Raw genomic sequence first — 15,058 nt, forward strand, 5'->3', positions numbered from 1 at the left:
ATTTCGTGAAGCAGGAAATGTGCACGAGCCTGAGCATGATGGAACAGCAGAATGGAATGTGTTTTGGGACCCTGAGGCAGCCGCTCGTGTATGGGATACCAGCATAGAAATTGATTTAGTGGCGCTTGAAAGTACAAACCAAGTACCGCTAACTTTAGATGTACGTGAGCGTTGGGCTGAAGAACGCAAATACCTGGGTGTTGATTTTCTTGGACAATGTTATGCAATGGTACCACCACTTGTTCACTTTTCAACGAACTCTACGTACTACCTGTGGGATGTGTTAACAACCGTATTTGTTGGCAATCCTGAACTTGTGAAAGTACAAACCATTAACAGCATTGTACACACAGACGGTTCAAGCCAAGGCCGTACAGTTGAAACTGCTGATGGACGACCTGTGAATGTCGTTTATGATGTGAATCGCGATGGGTTCTTTGATTATATGACTGAATTAGCAAAAAAGTAATAGAGGGGACTTCTAAATGTTAGACAAAAAACGAGTTATTATTGATACCGATACAGCTGGTGACGATACGATTGCCATATTAACCGCGCTTCATTATTTCCAAGTAGAAGGCATTATGATTACTGGTGGCAATGTTCAATTTGATCAGCAGGTTGAAAATGCACTTTATACCGTTCAAGTAGCAGGAAAGAGTGGACAAGTTCCAGTATACAAAGGACATGAGCGTCCATTAATGGGGCTTGGTAAAAATGAACATCGTACAGTTGAAGATGTTCATGGTAAAGACGGTATGGGGGATTCGTTTTTTGAAAAAGCGGTCCAATCTCCTGCAGAAGGACATGCAGTAGATTTTCTTATTGAAACAGTTCACAACAACCCTGGAGAGGTCTATTTATTAGCGATTGCACCGCTAACGAATATTGCGATGGCGATTAAAAAGGATCCAACCATCGTTCCAAAGATTCCTCATCTCTACATTATGGGTGGCACAAATAATGCGTTAGGAAATATTACTCCGAGCGCAGAGTACAATTTCTTCGTTGATCCTGAAGCTGCGAAAATTGTACTTCACTCAGGTATCCCAATGACAATGGTTGGTTGGGAAATGTGCACGCAATATTCCATTATGGACGATAACGATCATAAGACAATAGAGGGTTTAACGACAAGTGGGTCGCAATTTTTTAAAGATATCAATAAAGTTGTGATGGAATTTAATAAAAGTGTTCACAAATTAAACGGCACAACACACCCAGATACATTACTGGCTGCTGTTGCAGCAAATGAAAAAATTATGACAAAATCAAATCTATATCATGTAGATGTTGAAACAATAGGTGAACTAACAAAAGGTTACAGTCTTGTTGATGTTAATAATCGTTTGGATCGTACAAAAAATGTTCGGGTTTGTGAAGAGATTGATCGGAATGCATTCAAAGAAATGCTAATCGAGGTATTGCGTTCGATAAAGTGAAACTTAATTTAATTCGGGATAAATTAACAGTCTGATTGTAAAAATGAGGAGAGGCGGTTTCTAAGCCTCCTCCCTCTTTAATTCTATGTCATTCGACAATGAAAGAAAGGAAAAGTTTATGCAATATATTTGGGGAATAATAGGAATTATAGGTATTTTTTTAATAGCATTAGCTTTTTCTAGACATCGTAAAGCAATTAATCCGAGAACCGTCATTGGCGCATTTGCTTTTCAGTTCGTTTTTGCTTTAATGGTTTTGAAATGGGAATTTGGAAAAAAGATTCTCGAGTATATTTCAATGTTTGTCCAAAAAGTCATTGACTCTTCCAATGCTGGAATTCAGTTCTTGTTCGGAGGGATACTAGGCGCAGAAAATGCAGGTTTTACCTTTGCCTTACAAGTGTTACCCATTATCATCTTCTTTTCTTCATTAATATCAGTTCTCTATTATTTTGGGATCATGCAGTGGGCAACTAAAATCATTGGTGGATTATTAGCAAGAGTACTAAAAACGAGTGAAACTGAATCTATGTCGGCATCTGCGAACATTTTTCTAGGTCCGACGGAAGCCCCGTTAGTTATCAAACCTTATATTGAAAATATGACCAAATCAGAGCTATTTGCTGTTATGGTAGGAGGACTCGCGTGTGTTTCAGGTTCAGTTCTAGGTGGATATGCCATGATGGGAGTTCCTTTAGAATATTTGTTAGCTGCCGCTTTTATGGGAGCTCCGGCAGGATTGTTATTAGCTAAGATAATCATTCCAGAAACAGAAAAACAAAATAACGTTGAACGTGTTCAGATGATCAAAGACACTGAGTCAAAGAATGTAATTGATGCAGCTGCTAGTGGAGCGACAGAGGGTTTGAAAATTGCCGCAGGTGTTGGGGCGCTATTACTTGCATTCATTTCTCTTATATTTTTGCTTAATATAATTATTGGTTCGATTGGCGGAATTTTTGGGTTTGGGACGTTAACTCTAGAACAAATCTTAGGCTATGTGTTTTCACCGCTTGCCTTGCTTATCGGTGTTCCATGGGATGAAGCACTGACGGCAGGTTCCTTTATAGGTCAGAAGTTTGTATTAAACGAATTTGTAGCTTATACTGCTTTTGCTCCAGAGATTGCGAATCTGTCTCCTAAAAGTGTTGTTATTATTAGCTTTGCACTTTGTGGATTTGCCAATCTGGGTGCGATGGCTCTTATTATCGGTGGATTAGGAGGAATTGCACCTTCAAGAAGACAGGATATTGCAGAGATGGGTTTACGAGCAATAGTTGCGGCAACATTAGCTAATCTATTAAGTGCAGCGATTGCTGGGATGCTTATTTAGACAGAAGATTCTCCTGTCGCAAAAAAATAGAGCCTAGGTGATCTTTATGATTACCTAGGCTCTATTTTTAGCATATTGCGTGACTTTGAGTCTAACGCTCTTCATTAAGCAAAATTATTTATCAAAAACTTTTACTTGAACATCTGCATCGATATGTTCTTTTTCGCCAGCTTCTTGTTCAACTGAACCAAATGGCATTTGGGCAAGCATTTCGTATGATTCTGGTAGATTGAACATTTCTTTAGTTCCTTTATCGAAACCTTGTTCATAGCCCACGTTAAAGTGTTGTAAGCTTGCGCCTAAGCCCATTTCTGTAAGAGCTAACCAAATAGCGTATTGTGCGTTCGCATTGTTGTTTTGTTTGTAAGCTTCTTCACGGACTCCTTGTGCAGGCATTTCTTTAACTGCATCCGTATCTTCAAAGAATAGAACTGTGCCTATTCCATTTTTTGAGCCTGTTATAATTCCTGACATCATATCCCACATTTGTCCTTCAAGAACATCTTTTTGAACATCATAAATGTGATTCCAGAATTTATCGTTTGCTTCATCGAATAATACAACAACACGTGTTGTTTGGCTGTTGAAAGCTGTAGGTACTTGTTTAACAACCTCGCGAACTCTATCCGTAATTTCCTTTTTTGAATACTGGCTATCAGTTCCTAATACGTAAATCGAACGGCGTTTTTCTACTAAATTTACAAATGTTGACATAAACAATCTCCTTTAATTTGAAATATTTATTTGTCTTTTCTTGTCCTTTTTTGTCTTACAATGTCATAACAACTTTTATAGTGGAGAATAATTAAAACCGCAAATCAAAATTAGTCAATTTAGTTTCATTATGTGAAACTAAATGTATGCTTAAAATAAAACTTATTTAGACCCCCTAATACTCTATTTCTTATTTTTCATAAAAACTGTAATGGGAGCATTTGGTTGTTACTTGTTATGACGATAAATGATTAGGATTAAATAGGGAATACTACTGTAAAAAGTGAGGGGTGTGTTCATGAAAGTATTGATTTGCAGTTTCTTGCTACTTTTTTCTTTTATTCCACAAGGTTTTGCAGCAACTTCTACTATACCTAAAAATGAGTTAGCCATTGTCATTGATGACTTGGGTAATGATATGAGGGGAACAGAAGAAATGCTTAAGCTTCCGATTAAACTAACTGTAGCCGTTATGCCATTTATGCCGACAACAAAAGAAGATGCGGAATTGGCACATCATTATGGTCATGAAGTGATTCTTCATTTGCCCATGGAGCCGAAAAGGGGTAAGAAATCCTGGCTTGGACCAGGGGCAATCACAACGGATCTAAGTGATGATGAAATCAGAAAGCGGGTAGAAGACGCTATTCAGGATATCCCCCATCTTGTAGGTGTCAATCATCATATGGGTTCGAAGGTGACAGAAGACGAAAGAGTGATGAGAATTGTTCTTGAAGTAATTAAGGAAAACGGCCTTTACTACCTTGATAGCATGACCTCAAGTAAAAGCGTTGTTGGAAAGCTAGCCCAAGAAATGAATGTCCCCTATTTAGAAAATAATTTGTTTTTTGATGAAATTTACACAATAGGACATATTTCAAAGCAAGCCAATTTATTAGCGGAAAAAATAATGGACAATGAACAACTGATAGCGATCGGACATGTTGGAATTACAGGACCGAATATGGTTAATGTGTTAAAAGAATTCATTCCTATTTATGAAGAAAAAGCAGAGATTGTTCAAATTTCGGACTTAATTGAGGAGTATAAATTACTAGAAACAATTCATGACAGGTAGAAATTCCATGTGGAGGAGAAGCCGTTCCGATTCTAAAAGGCAGTTATTGAAGGGCCCAGCAGATTACAATAGACCTCTAGAAAAAACGAGAAAAGGAAATCCTTCTCTCGTTTTTCATTTTTCTTCATCATGTTTGTTATAAAAAAACCTGGACATAAACACTCCTATCGTTCCTAAACCAATAAATAATATTGCTCTTATCAAAATAGAAACCGATGGCAAGTCAAAGAATATTAGCTTCATTAAGGTGACGAATATCCATACGATACCAAATATTCTTACCCGTTTATTTTCCCGCAGGATTCCATAAAACACAAATCCGATAGAGAGTAATCCCCACACGAGCGATACACCCATATTTTGAATACTATCAGAATAATGATCCAGGATTACATTGGTAAGCGTCGTTGCGAACATGATTATGGTGAACACGATATATGATCCAAATCCATTAACAAGCAATTGATGGTTTTTGAGTTTATCGTGGTACTGAGAAGTTAACTGCAAGAATCCAACGAGTACACCTAATAATAGGAGCATTTCTAATGTTTCCATCGACCACACGTTTTCCATATAAGCGGATTCGATGAATATGAGAATGGAACTAATGAATAACAAGAAAATGGAAGATGCTCGTTGTAATTTGCTCGGAATGTGTATACCCATATAATAAACGACTAAAGATTCCAGAAGAAACACGATTTTCAATTGTTCAAACTCAAGCACAGCAATAAAGAATAAGGTCAATGAGAATAACCCAATGGAACTGAATACGGATAATTTCACTTTTTTGTTTGCTGTGTAGCATAAATAAGAAAGAATTCCGTACAATATCGCCATTCCTAATAAAACGTAATCATAGATGGAACCGAATTCGTTAAAGTGTCTTAGCCAAGTATTATAATCATCCTCATAAATATAAACATCAAAGCTGTTATATAGCCATAAAAGAGTCAGTAAGAAACTGGTGAATAGTAGAGGCAACTCTTTCTTTTTAAATAAATTCCATTTATATGCTGCAACTAACAAGACAGCATGTTGGATGAAAATAGCTACAGCTATCACTTGTACTAGGGATAATGATTTTTCTATAGGTAGCAATAACGATGACAGATTCTGATAAGCCAAATAAGTTACGTGTAATAATAATGTAGAAATATAGAATAATTTAAGATATCTCTCTTTCATTGAAATAACTAATAAACTCATAAATAAGACGAATTCATACAAGACGAATAAATACATGTTATTTGCTTGCCCATCCAATAAAAATGGCATCAAATACCCTGCAAATCCCATAAAAATGGTTAATTCTTGGGACCTGTGTCGGTAACTTAAATAAATACCTATTCCAACCCACAATAAATTTAATAGAACAGATCCTGCTACAGGTATTAGGCCGTATAGTACATGACCTGCAAATGTTGTTAACATGAGCAAGGATATGGACCCACCTAACAGAACTAAACCTAACGTCCTCCTTTTACGATTGAATTGTTTCTCGCCTAATACGAACAAAACAATAGCTGTTAGATACCCGATAAAAATGCGAACTGGCTCTGTAATGACATTATTATCAATGGCTGCCTTAAAAGCCCAAACTACACCAATTAACAAAACAACCATAAAGATGCGTGGTAGCCAAATACGGCCAATTTGTTTTTCCCAATCGACATTTTGTTTCGGTATCGGTTTATACGTCTCTTTAGGCTTCGGTTTTATTTCCCTGATGGCATTTTCTTCTTGGATATTATTTACGCTCTGAAGTTCTTTCTGTTTAACTCCCTTTAATAATTCTACCTCTTTTTCAAGCTTCATCATTCGCTCTTCTAATTCCAGGATTCTTTTTTCAGACAAATATATCCCTCATTTCTAACGTCAAATACTTTGCATACAACCATTATTTAACAATTGAATAAAATTTTCAAACAATATATGTATACACTTTATCAGATAGATGGTAGTACGATAAAAAATAGCTAAAATTGACTAGTACTTACTAAAAATAGTATTATATTCTTATAAAGAGATACGAAAAACCAAAAGTAATAGGGTAAACGCGCGAAAATAGGTATACTTAGTGTACCTATTTTTGCTTTTTACTTACTTGTATTTTTAGTTACCACTATCTATAATTGGGGTACAAACGCGTTTATATGAATGGAATCCTTAAGGAGTGAAAGTTTAATGTCTTTAACAGCAGGAATCGTAGGACTTCCGAACGTGGGAAAATCCACGCTTTTCAATGCAATCACACAAGCTGGAGCTGAAGCAGCGAACTACCCGTTTGCAACGATCGATCCGAATGTGGGAATTGTAGAAGTACCTGACGAACGCTTAAATAAATTAACAGAATTAGTAAAACCGAAGAAAACTGTACCAACTGCATTTGAGTTTACGGATATTGCAGGAATTGTAAAAGGTGCAAGTAAAGGGGAAGGATTAGGGAACCAATTTCTCTCCCATATTCGCCAGGTAGATGCAATTTGTCAAGTTGTCCGTTGCTTTGTCGATGAGAATATTACCCATGTATCGGGAAAGGTTGACCCAATTGATGATATTGAAATCATTAATCTGGAATTGATTCTTGCTGATTTAGAAACGGTAAATAAACGTTTCCAACGTGTCGAAAAGCTCGCAAGACAGAAGGATAAGGAAGCGGTAATCGAGCATGACATACTTGTAACCTTAAAAGAGGGTCTGGAATCAGAAAGACCTGTAAGAGCATTGGAATTTACAGACGAACAATGGAAAATTGTAAAAGGGTTACACTTGCTAACAAGTAAACCAACCTTATATGTAGCTAATGTAAGCGAAGATGAGGTTGCAGATCCAGATTCCAATGAAAATGTACAGAAGGTAAGAGATTATGCTGCGAAGGAAAACGCTGAAGTAATTGTTGTTTGTGCAAAAATTGAAGAAGAAATTTCCGAGCTGGATCCAGAAGAAAAAGATATGTTCCTTGACGATTTAGGAATCACAGAATCTGGTTTAGACAAGCTTATTAAAGCATCCTATAGCTTATTAGGATTAGCAACTTATTTTACTGCTGGTGAGCAAGAAGTCCGTGCATGGACATTCCGTAAGGGGATTAAAGCACCGCAAGCAGCTGGTATTATTCATACTGATTTTGAAAGAGGTTTTATTCGTGCAGAAACGGTTTCGTATTCAGATCTAGTCGATGCTGGTTCGATGGGACACGCACGGGAAAAAGGGAAGGTTCGCTTAGAGGGGAAGGAATATATCGTTCAAGATGGCGATGTTATCCACTTCCGCTTTAACGTATAAGTATAAGATTTAACAGAATAATGGTAGCAAAAAATAGGATAATTAACTAAGAACGTACAATTAGGCTCTCTCGAATACTTGTCAAATGAAACAGGATTTGGTATAATACGTTATTGTGAGTAATTAGATTATGATTATTCCTTGCTCCTATTATTTTAGAAACGAGTCGCGTTTAAAATCGATGGGGGCCGCTAAGACCAAAAGGAGGTGTAACGGATGAGAAAATACGAAATCATGTACATCATCCGCCCAGACATGGAAGAGGATGCTCAAACAGCTTTGATTGAGCGTTTCAACAAAATTCTAACAGATAATGGCGCGGAGATCGCAAAAGTGGAAGAAAAAGGCAAGAAGCGTCTTGCTTATGAAATCCAAGACTACCGTGATGGATATTATATTATTATCAACTTCAGCAGTGGCGAAGAAGCTGTCAATGAGTTTGACCGTCTAGCTAAGTTCTCTGATGATATTATTCGTCATATTGCAATTCGAGATGAACAATAATAAGGAGTGGTTCTGATGTTAAATCGTGTCGTACTAGTAGGCAGGTTAACGAGGGATCCTGATTTACGTTATACACCAAATGGCGTGGCAGTCGCTAACTTTACGATTGCAGTTAATCGTCCCTTTTCTAACCAACAGGGAAATAGAGAAGCAGATTTTATTAACTGTGTCGTTTGGCGTAGACCAGCGGAAAACCTAGCAAACTTCATGAAAAAAGGTAGTTTGATTGGTGTCGATGGTCGAGTTCAAACACGTTCATTTGAAGGACAAGATGGAAAAACTGTATATGTGACTGAAATTGTTGCAGATAGTGTACAATTTTTGGAATCAAAAGGTTCTTCTTCTGGTGGACAGGATTCGCAAGGTTACCAGCAAAATAGAAATCAGAACCAATTTCAAAATCAAAATCAAAATCAATATCAACAATCAAACCAGAATCAATATCAACCAAGTAATAATCAACCACAAGACGATCCATTTAAAAATAATGGAGAGCCTATCGATATATCAGATGATGATTTACCATTCTAGAAAAGGTTGTTCAAAAAGTCCGATGGAAATGACGAAACGAAATTCTTGGTCCTCTTTATCGTCCTTTTGAACACTACTAGAAAAATTTAAAAAGGAGGGTTATCAATGGCAGCTCGTCGTGGACGCGCAAAGCGTCGTAAAGTGTGTTACTTCACAGCAAACGGAATTACACACATCGATTACAAAGATGTAGATTTGCTTAGACGTTTCATTTCTGAACGTGGAAAAATTCTTCCTCGTCGTGTAACTGGAACTTCTGCAAAATACCAACGTAAACTTACTGTAGCAGTCAAACGTGCTCGTACTATGGCATTATTACCGTTTGTAGCTGAGTAATAATACGAAAGAACCTCAAAACCTGGATGTATTTCCGATTTTGGGGTTCTTTTATTTTCTTCTTTTTGGGTAAATAGAGATCATTTTAAACAATAATCCAATCGAGAAGATAAAGGTAAGCAATAGATAAGAATCACGAACTGGAATGATAAATGAGATGATAATATATAAAAGAAATGGGATTGTTGTTGTAAATGCACACATTTTCCAAAGAATAGAAAAGCGTAGTTTACGTTGCATGATGTACGTAAGCCCTCTACCAATGTAAGCCACAAAACATATTGCAATGAAAACTAGAATGGTTAATGGCAAATAATAAAACATAAAGAAATAAACGAACTTGAATATAACATTCATATCGGCTCCAAGGCCACTTGTCGCAGTAAGCTGCTCAATTAATGCAGGAATGGATACGAGTCCAAGTAGGATAAACATATAAATGACAGCAGTGTCCATGCCAACTCGATTAAGCTGAAACATTGCTTTTTTCTTTGGCAATTTTATACTATTTAAAAAAACGTGCAAATAGGTCATGATTTCCATCCTTAACTATGTATGCTTAGAAATAACCTGCTATAAAATAAACATGTTGCTTACTTTATGTGGCTCTCCCTGTATATTATTATAGTAGAAAACAGTGAGAAATGCGCTTATAGTGTTGAAGAAAGGATGACATTTGCAAGTAGGAAGGAGCTAAACTACAATAAATCGAATGAAAATTAGTTTATTTCCTGAGGACTAAATGGTTCAACATGATCCGACAACTATTTTGGTACGAATCATGTTATTATAGTAGAATAGTCAATTGTCAATTTAGATTAGATGAGGTGCAATGAATGAATCAATCAAGAAAATTAACAGATGGGGCATTATTATTAGCGATTTATATGGTGCTTCTTCTGATTACCATATTCGTTCCGATATTAACGATGTTTGGGATGATTGTATTACCAATACCATTTATTTTATATGCAGCTAGACATGGAGGAAAGCCTTCGTTGTTAATGTTTCTTGCCTCCTTGCTTCTAACCGCACTCCTGGCAACGTTTGTTTTCTTGCCACTGACGGTTTTAACAGGACTAGGAGGAATCGCAATTGGTACAGCGATTCGTAAAGAAGTATCTGCTTATGAAACATGGGCCAGAGGGACATTAGGATTTGTTATCGGTCTATTGTTTGTTTTTGTTTTTACACAGGTTTTCTTTTCCGTTAATCTGGTAAATGAATTGAAAGTTATAATTACAGACTCGATGGAAATGAGCGCATCCATCATGGAGCAATTTGGTGCTGGCGGGCAAACAGAGCAAATGGAAGAAATGCTGTTGCTACAAGCTGACATACTCATTGAATTACTGCCTGTGGGTCTTGCATTAACTGCAATTGTATTAGCGTTTATCAGTCAATGGATTAGCTATAAATTTATCAATCGACTGGAGAAGAAGCAACTTCGATTTCCGCCTTTCCGTAATTTAAGATTTCCGACATCTATGCTGTGGATTTATTTCTTTGCATTGTTCATTTCGTTTTTTGATTTAAATCCAGCGGGTATATACTATACAGCTGTACATAATCTATTGGTGCTAACAGGGCTTTTAATGACATTACAAGGATTTTCATTTATCTTCCTTTATGCATATCATAAAAAAATAACAAAAGCTGTGCCAATTTTTATTGTCGTTCTTACGTTACTTTTTCCAACGTTTCTACTTTATTTCATAAGAATCTTAGGTATAATTGATATAGGATTTAGGTTAAGAGATCGCCTGACAAGCAAAAAATAAGGTTGCACCCGAGTAATAGGAGCTGAACGCAATGCCGAATCTACAAAATAAGCCAATATTAAGCAGGCATGTATGGGTAATCTATGTGTTATCCTTCCTTCTGCTTGGTGTCGTTTGGTATTTCCAGTGGATACTGGCGCTCATTTTGACTGTTGTATTAGCCGCTTCCTTTTATTATAGCGTCAGGACGGAAAGAGCAATTCTTAATGAGACAGAGAAATATATATCAAGCCTATCACACCGGATCAAGAAGGTTGGAGAAGAAGCTTTATTAGAGATGCCATTAGGTATTATTTTGTATAATGAAGATTATCAAATTGAATGGGCTAATCCCTACATGAAACAATTTAGTGATGAAGAAGAAGAATCACTTGTAGGTGACTCACTAAATAAGCTTTCGGAAGATATTATTCCAATGATTAAAGAGAATAAAGAGAGTCTTTGGCTCGAATTGGATGGCTATAAGTTTCACACGATTATTAAAAAAGAAGAACGATTACTTTACCTACTTGATCGAACCGATCAAAAGCAGTTACAAAAGCTTTATCATAATGATCAAACCGTGCTTGCTATTATCTTCTTAGACAATTATGAAGAAATTACACAGAATATGGATGATACAGCTAAGAGCCAATTAAACTCAGAGGTGACGACCGTTTTGAATAATTGGTCGAATCGTTATGGGCTTTATTTAAAACGAACATCTCAAGAGCGATTTTTGGCTGTTGGAACGAAGGAAATTTTACAACAGCTTGAGAAAATTAAATTTGATATCTTGGACGAGGTCCGTGAAATGAATGGCGTTGAGAATAATCCGGTTACATTGAGTATCGGTGTTGGCGTCGGAAATATATCACTACCAGAGTTAGGGGAACTTGCACAATCCAGCCTTGATCTGGCATTGGGACGTGGTGGTGACCAGGTTGCGATTAAAGAGGACCAGGGTAAGGTGAGGTTCTACGGTGGTAAAACAAATCCAATGGAGAAACGAACCCGTGTAAGGGCTCGCGTCATCTCTCACGCGTTAAAAGAGCTCGTGAAAGCAAGTGACAATGTCATTATTATGGGTCATAAATCACCAGATATGGATTCCCTTGGTGCAGCTATTGGTGTTTTAAATATCGCCAAAACAAACAATGTCGAGGGACATATTGTCTTTGATCCAGATGATGTCGATACTGGCGTATATCGTCTAGTTGATGCAATTAAGGCGGATGAGGAATTATGGAAATATTTTATTGATCCTGATCGTGCTGAGGAGATTATTACAAATAGAAGCTTGCTTGTCATTGTCGATACAAATAAACCGTCGATGGTAGCTGCCAGTAGCTTGCTCCATAAAACCGAATATCGGGTAGTGATCGATCATCATCGTAGAGGCGAGGACTTTATTGATAATCCTACATTGGTATATATGGAACCATATGCCTCTTCGACTGCAGAGCTAGTGACAGAGCTACTGGAATATCAGCCAAAAGGTACGAAATTAAGAATGCTGGAAGCTACAGCATTGTTAGCAGGAATTATTGTCGATACGAAAAGCTTTACATTACGTACTGGTTCACGGACGTTTGACGCAGCGTCATACCTGCGTTCAGTTGGTGCCGATACCGTATTAGTACAGCAATTCTTAAAAGAAGATTTGGACCTTTATATGAAGCGTAGTAAAATTATTGAACGTACAAAAATATTCCGCGATCATATTGCGATTGCCAAAGCTGAATCTGGGACATCCTACAGTCCCGTGATGATTGCTCAGGCAGCCGATACTTTGCTAACGATGACTGGAATAAGTGCTTCTTTTGTGATTTCTGAAAGAGCTGATGGTAAAATTGGAATTAGTGCCAGGTCACTTGGGAAAGTAAATGTACAAGTTATCATGGAGAAAATGAACGGTGGCGGGCATTTAACAAATGCAGCTACGCAAATAGAAGATACAACCATCGATGATTCAGAAGCATTCCTAATCGATATTTTAAACGAGTATTATGAAGGGAGAGAGTCAGAATGAAAGTAATTTTTCTTAAAGATGTAAAAGGCAAAGCAAAAAAAGGTGAGGTAAAGAACGTACCTGACGGATATGCCCGAAACTATTTGTTAAAAAATAAATTAGCAGAGGAAGCAACCTCTGGAAACATGAAGGCATTGGAAGCACAGAAGCGTAAAAGTGCCCAATTGGAACAACAGGAAAAAGAAGAAGCTATGAATCTGAAGGATACATTGGCAGAACTAACCATTGAAATTAAGGCGAAATCAGGAGATAATGGACGTCTATTCGGTTCCATTACAAGTAAGCAAATTGCTGAAGCGTTAGAGAAGCAGCATGGTAAAAAATTAGATAAACGGAAAATTGAGCTTGACCAGCCAATCCGTTCATTAGGATATACGACAATTCCAGTGAAGCTTCATCCAGAAGTTACTGGTTCTGTTAAAGTTCACGTAAGCGAGCAATAATAATAATGACAATGAAAGAAATCGGCGATTGGGCCGATTTCTTCTGTATAAGAGGTTGTTCAAAAAGTCCGGTGAAAATGACGCATCGAATTTCTCGGTCCTTTTCATCCTCCTGTTTGAACACGCACTATAAAGATAAAAAGCTTGATTTAACTTCTTAGAAAAGGGGGGAGCGTCGAATGAATCAGACGTTAAATGATCGAACACCACCACACAATATAGAAGCTGAGCAATCGGTGATTGGTGCTGTCTTTCTGGAGCCTGAAGCATTTTCGACTGCTTCTGAATTATTACTTCCAGATGATTTTTATCGAGCGAGTCATCAGCGGATTTTCCAGGCGATGATGGACCTTTCTGAACGAGGCGAACCAATTGACGTCGTCACCGTTACGACCTATTTAAATAACAAGAAGCAGCTGGAAGAGGCTGGCGGTGTAACGTATTTAACACAGGTTGCTGAGAGTGTTCCAACTGCAGCAAATATAGAATACTATAGTAAAATTGTTGAGGAAAAGTCGATACTGAGACGATTAATCCGCACAGCAACGGATATTGTTACGTCTACTTTTGAACATGAAGATGAAGTAGAAGGTGTCTTAAACGATGCAGAGAAAAGCATCCTTGAGGTATCTGGAAGGAAAAATTCCGGGGCCTTTAAAAATATTAAAGACGTTCTTATTGATGTTTATGATAATATTGAGCAGCTCCATCAGCAAACAGGTGATGTTACGGGAGTCCCAACAGGCTTCCATGACTTAGATAAGATTACCTCTGGTTTCCAGCCCAATGATTTAATTATCATTGCAGCTCGACCATCTGTTGGTAAGACGGCATTTGCATTGAACGTTGCTCAAAACGTCGCTGTAAAAACAGACCAGAATGTAGCAATATTCAGTCTTGAGATGGGTGCTGAACAGCTTGTTCAACGTATGCTTTGTGCAGAAGGAAATATTGATGCACAGCGATTACGTAATGGACAGCTGCAAGCAGATGACTGGGGCAAGCTCACGATGGCGATGGGGTCTTTATCAAATGCAGGTATTTATATTGATGATTCTCCAGGCGTTCGTGTAAGTGAGATTCGCTCAAAATGCAGGCGTTTAAAGCAGGAGCATGGGCTTGGGATGATTTTAATTGATTATCTTCAATTGATTCAAGGAAGCGGAAATTCAAAGGAAAATCGTCAGCAAGAAGTATCCGAAATTTCCCGTGCATTAAAAGCGTTAGCTCGTGAGCTGAAGGTGCCATTAATTGCCTTGTCACAGCTATCACGTGGAGTAGAATCACGTCAAGATAAACGTCCAATGATGTCAGACATTCGTGAGTCTGGAAGTATTGAGCAGGATGCGGATATTGTCGGCTTCCTTTATCGTGATGATTACTATGATAAGGAAACAGAAAACCAGAATATTATCGAAATCATCATTGCCAAGCAGCGTAACGGTCCAACTGGAACAGTAGAGCTAGCATTTGTGAAGGAATATAATAAGTTCGTAGATTTAGATCATCGCTACCAAGAGGGAGATATCCCGCCAGCGATGATGCAAGCATAGGATAGTGAAACAGCCTTTTTTTATGAGAGGCTGTTTTTTTGTGC

The 15,058-nt window shown here is 37.6% G+C and carries 15 protein-coding genes; 12 read left to right on the forward strand and 3 right to left on the reverse strand.

Annotated features, from left to right (window positions below):
* From F1560_RS17150 to F1560_RS17160, 3 genes are all read left to right on the forward strand, one after another.
* Positions 1–469: nucleoside hydrolase (locus F1560_RS17150; RefSeq protein ID WP_187773760.1), on the forward strand; the 469-nt coding region annotated here is incomplete at its 5' end.
* A 16-nt stretch (positions 470–485) separates the two neighbouring features.
* Positions 486–1,442 carry a nucleoside hydrolase gene (locus tag F1560_RS17155; RefSeq protein ID WP_149475871.1) on the forward strand — a complete coding sequence of 319 codons (957 nt, stop codon included), beginning with the start codon at positions 486–488 and terminating at the stop codon, positions 1,440–1,442.
* 118 nt (positions 1,443–1,560) lie between these two features.
* Positions 1,561–2,775: a NupC/NupG family nucleoside CNT transporter gene (locus F1560_RS17160; RefSeq protein ID WP_149475872.1), complete on the forward strand. Its 1,215-nt coding sequence runs from the start codon at positions 1,561–1,563 to the stop codon at positions 2,773–2,775.
* Positions 2,776–2,889: 114 nt separating this feature from the next.
* On the opposite strand, the gene F1560_RS17165 is transcribed toward F1560_RS17160, so the two are convergent.
* Positions 2,890–3,489, reverse strand: a complete 600-nt coding sequence (locus tag F1560_RS17165) for a nitroreductase family protein (protein ID WP_149475873.1) — start codon at positions 3,487–3,489, stop codon at positions 2,890–2,892.
* 298 nt (positions 3,490–3,787) lie between these two features.
* On the opposite strand from F1560_RS17165, the gene F1560_RS17170 reads away from it, so the two are divergent.
* On the forward strand, positions 3,788–4,567 hold the full coding sequence (locus tag F1560_RS17170; protein ID WP_149475874.1) for a divergent polysaccharide deacetylase family protein: 780 nt from the start codon (positions 3,788–3,790) through the stop codon (positions 4,565–4,567).
* Between the two features lie 114 nt (positions 4,568–4,681).
* On the opposite strand, the gene F1560_RS17175 is transcribed toward F1560_RS17170, so the two are convergent.
* On the reverse strand, positions 4,682–6,424 hold the full coding sequence (locus F1560_RS17175; protein ID WP_149475875.1) for a DUF2339 domain-containing protein: 1,743 nt from the start codon (positions 6,422–6,424) through the stop codon (positions 4,682–4,684).
* A 330-nt stretch (positions 6,425–6,754) separates the two neighbouring features.
* Between F1560_RS17175 and ychF the strand changes: the two genes are divergently transcribed.
* From ychF to rpsR, 4 genes are all read left to right on the forward strand, one after another.
* Positions 6,755–7,855 (forward strand): redox-regulated ATPase YchF, encoded by a 1,101-nt coding sequence (gene ychF, locus F1560_RS17180; protein ID WP_149475876.1) that lies wholly within the window; start codon positions 6,755–6,757, stop codon positions 7,853–7,855.
* Positions 7,856–8,071: 216 nt separating this feature from the next.
* The gene (gene rpsF, locus F1560_RS17185; RefSeq protein WP_149475877.1) at positions 8,072–8,359 is read left to right on the forward strand and encodes a 30S ribosomal protein S6; all 288 of its coding nucleotides are present in this window, start codon (positions 8,072–8,074) and stop codon (positions 8,357–8,359) included.
* Positions 8,360–8,374: 15 nt separating this feature from the next.
* The gene (gene ssb, locus F1560_RS17190; protein WP_149475878.1) at positions 8,375–8,890 is read left to right on the forward strand and encodes a single-stranded DNA-binding protein; all 516 of its coding nucleotides are present in this window, start codon (positions 8,375–8,377) and stop codon (positions 8,888–8,890) included.
* A gap of 105 nt (positions 8,891–8,995) precedes the next feature.
* The gene (gene rpsR / locus F1560_RS17195) at positions 8,996–9,226 is read left to right on the forward strand and encodes a 30S ribosomal protein S18 (protein ID WP_106898422.1); all 231 of its coding nucleotides are present in this window, start codon (positions 8,996–8,998) and stop codon (positions 9,224–9,226) included.
* A 51-nt stretch (positions 9,227–9,277) separates the two neighbouring features.
* On the opposite strand, the gene F1560_RS17200 is transcribed toward rpsR, so the two are convergent.
* A complete protein-coding gene (locus tag F1560_RS17200; protein WP_149475879.1) occupies positions 9,278–9,760 on the reverse strand; it encodes a DUF1189 family protein in 483 nt (160 codons plus the stop codon).
* 302 nt (positions 9,761–10,062) lie between these two features.
* Here F1560_RS17200 and F1560_RS17205 point away from each other — a divergent pair, with 302 nt between their 5' ends.
* From F1560_RS17205 to dnaB, 4 genes are all read left to right on the forward strand, one after another.
* Positions 10,063–11,007 carry a YybS family protein gene (locus F1560_RS17205; RefSeq protein WP_149475880.1) on the forward strand — a complete coding sequence of 315 codons (945 nt, stop codon included), beginning with the start codon at positions 10,063–10,065 and terminating at the stop codon, positions 11,005–11,007.
* A gap of 31 nt (positions 11,008–11,038) precedes the next feature.
* On the forward strand, positions 11,039–13,018 hold the full coding sequence (locus tag F1560_RS17210; RefSeq protein WP_149475881.1) for a DHH family phosphoesterase: 1,980 nt from the start codon (positions 11,039–11,041) through the stop codon (positions 13,016–13,018).
* Positions 13,015–13,461: a 50S ribosomal protein L9 gene (gene rplI / locus F1560_RS17215; protein ID WP_149475882.1), complete on the forward strand. Its 447-nt coding sequence runs from the start codon at positions 13,015–13,017 to the stop codon at positions 13,459–13,461. The genes F1560_RS17210 and rplI overlap by 4 nt, the downstream gene beginning before the upstream one ends.
* A 179-nt stretch (positions 13,462–13,640) precedes the next feature.
* Positions 13,641–15,014 (forward strand): replicative DNA helicase, encoded by a 1,374-nt coding sequence (gene dnaB / locus F1560_RS17220; RefSeq protein ID WP_149475883.1) that lies wholly within the window; start codon positions 13,641–13,643, stop codon positions 15,012–15,014.
* The last annotated feature ends 44 nt before the right edge of the window (positions 15,015–15,058 follow it).

It is taken from the genome of Oceanobacillus polygoni (assembly GCF_008304605.1).
Lineage (GTDB): Bacteria > Bacillota > Bacilli > Bacillales > Amphibacillaceae > Oceanobacillus > Oceanobacillus polygoni.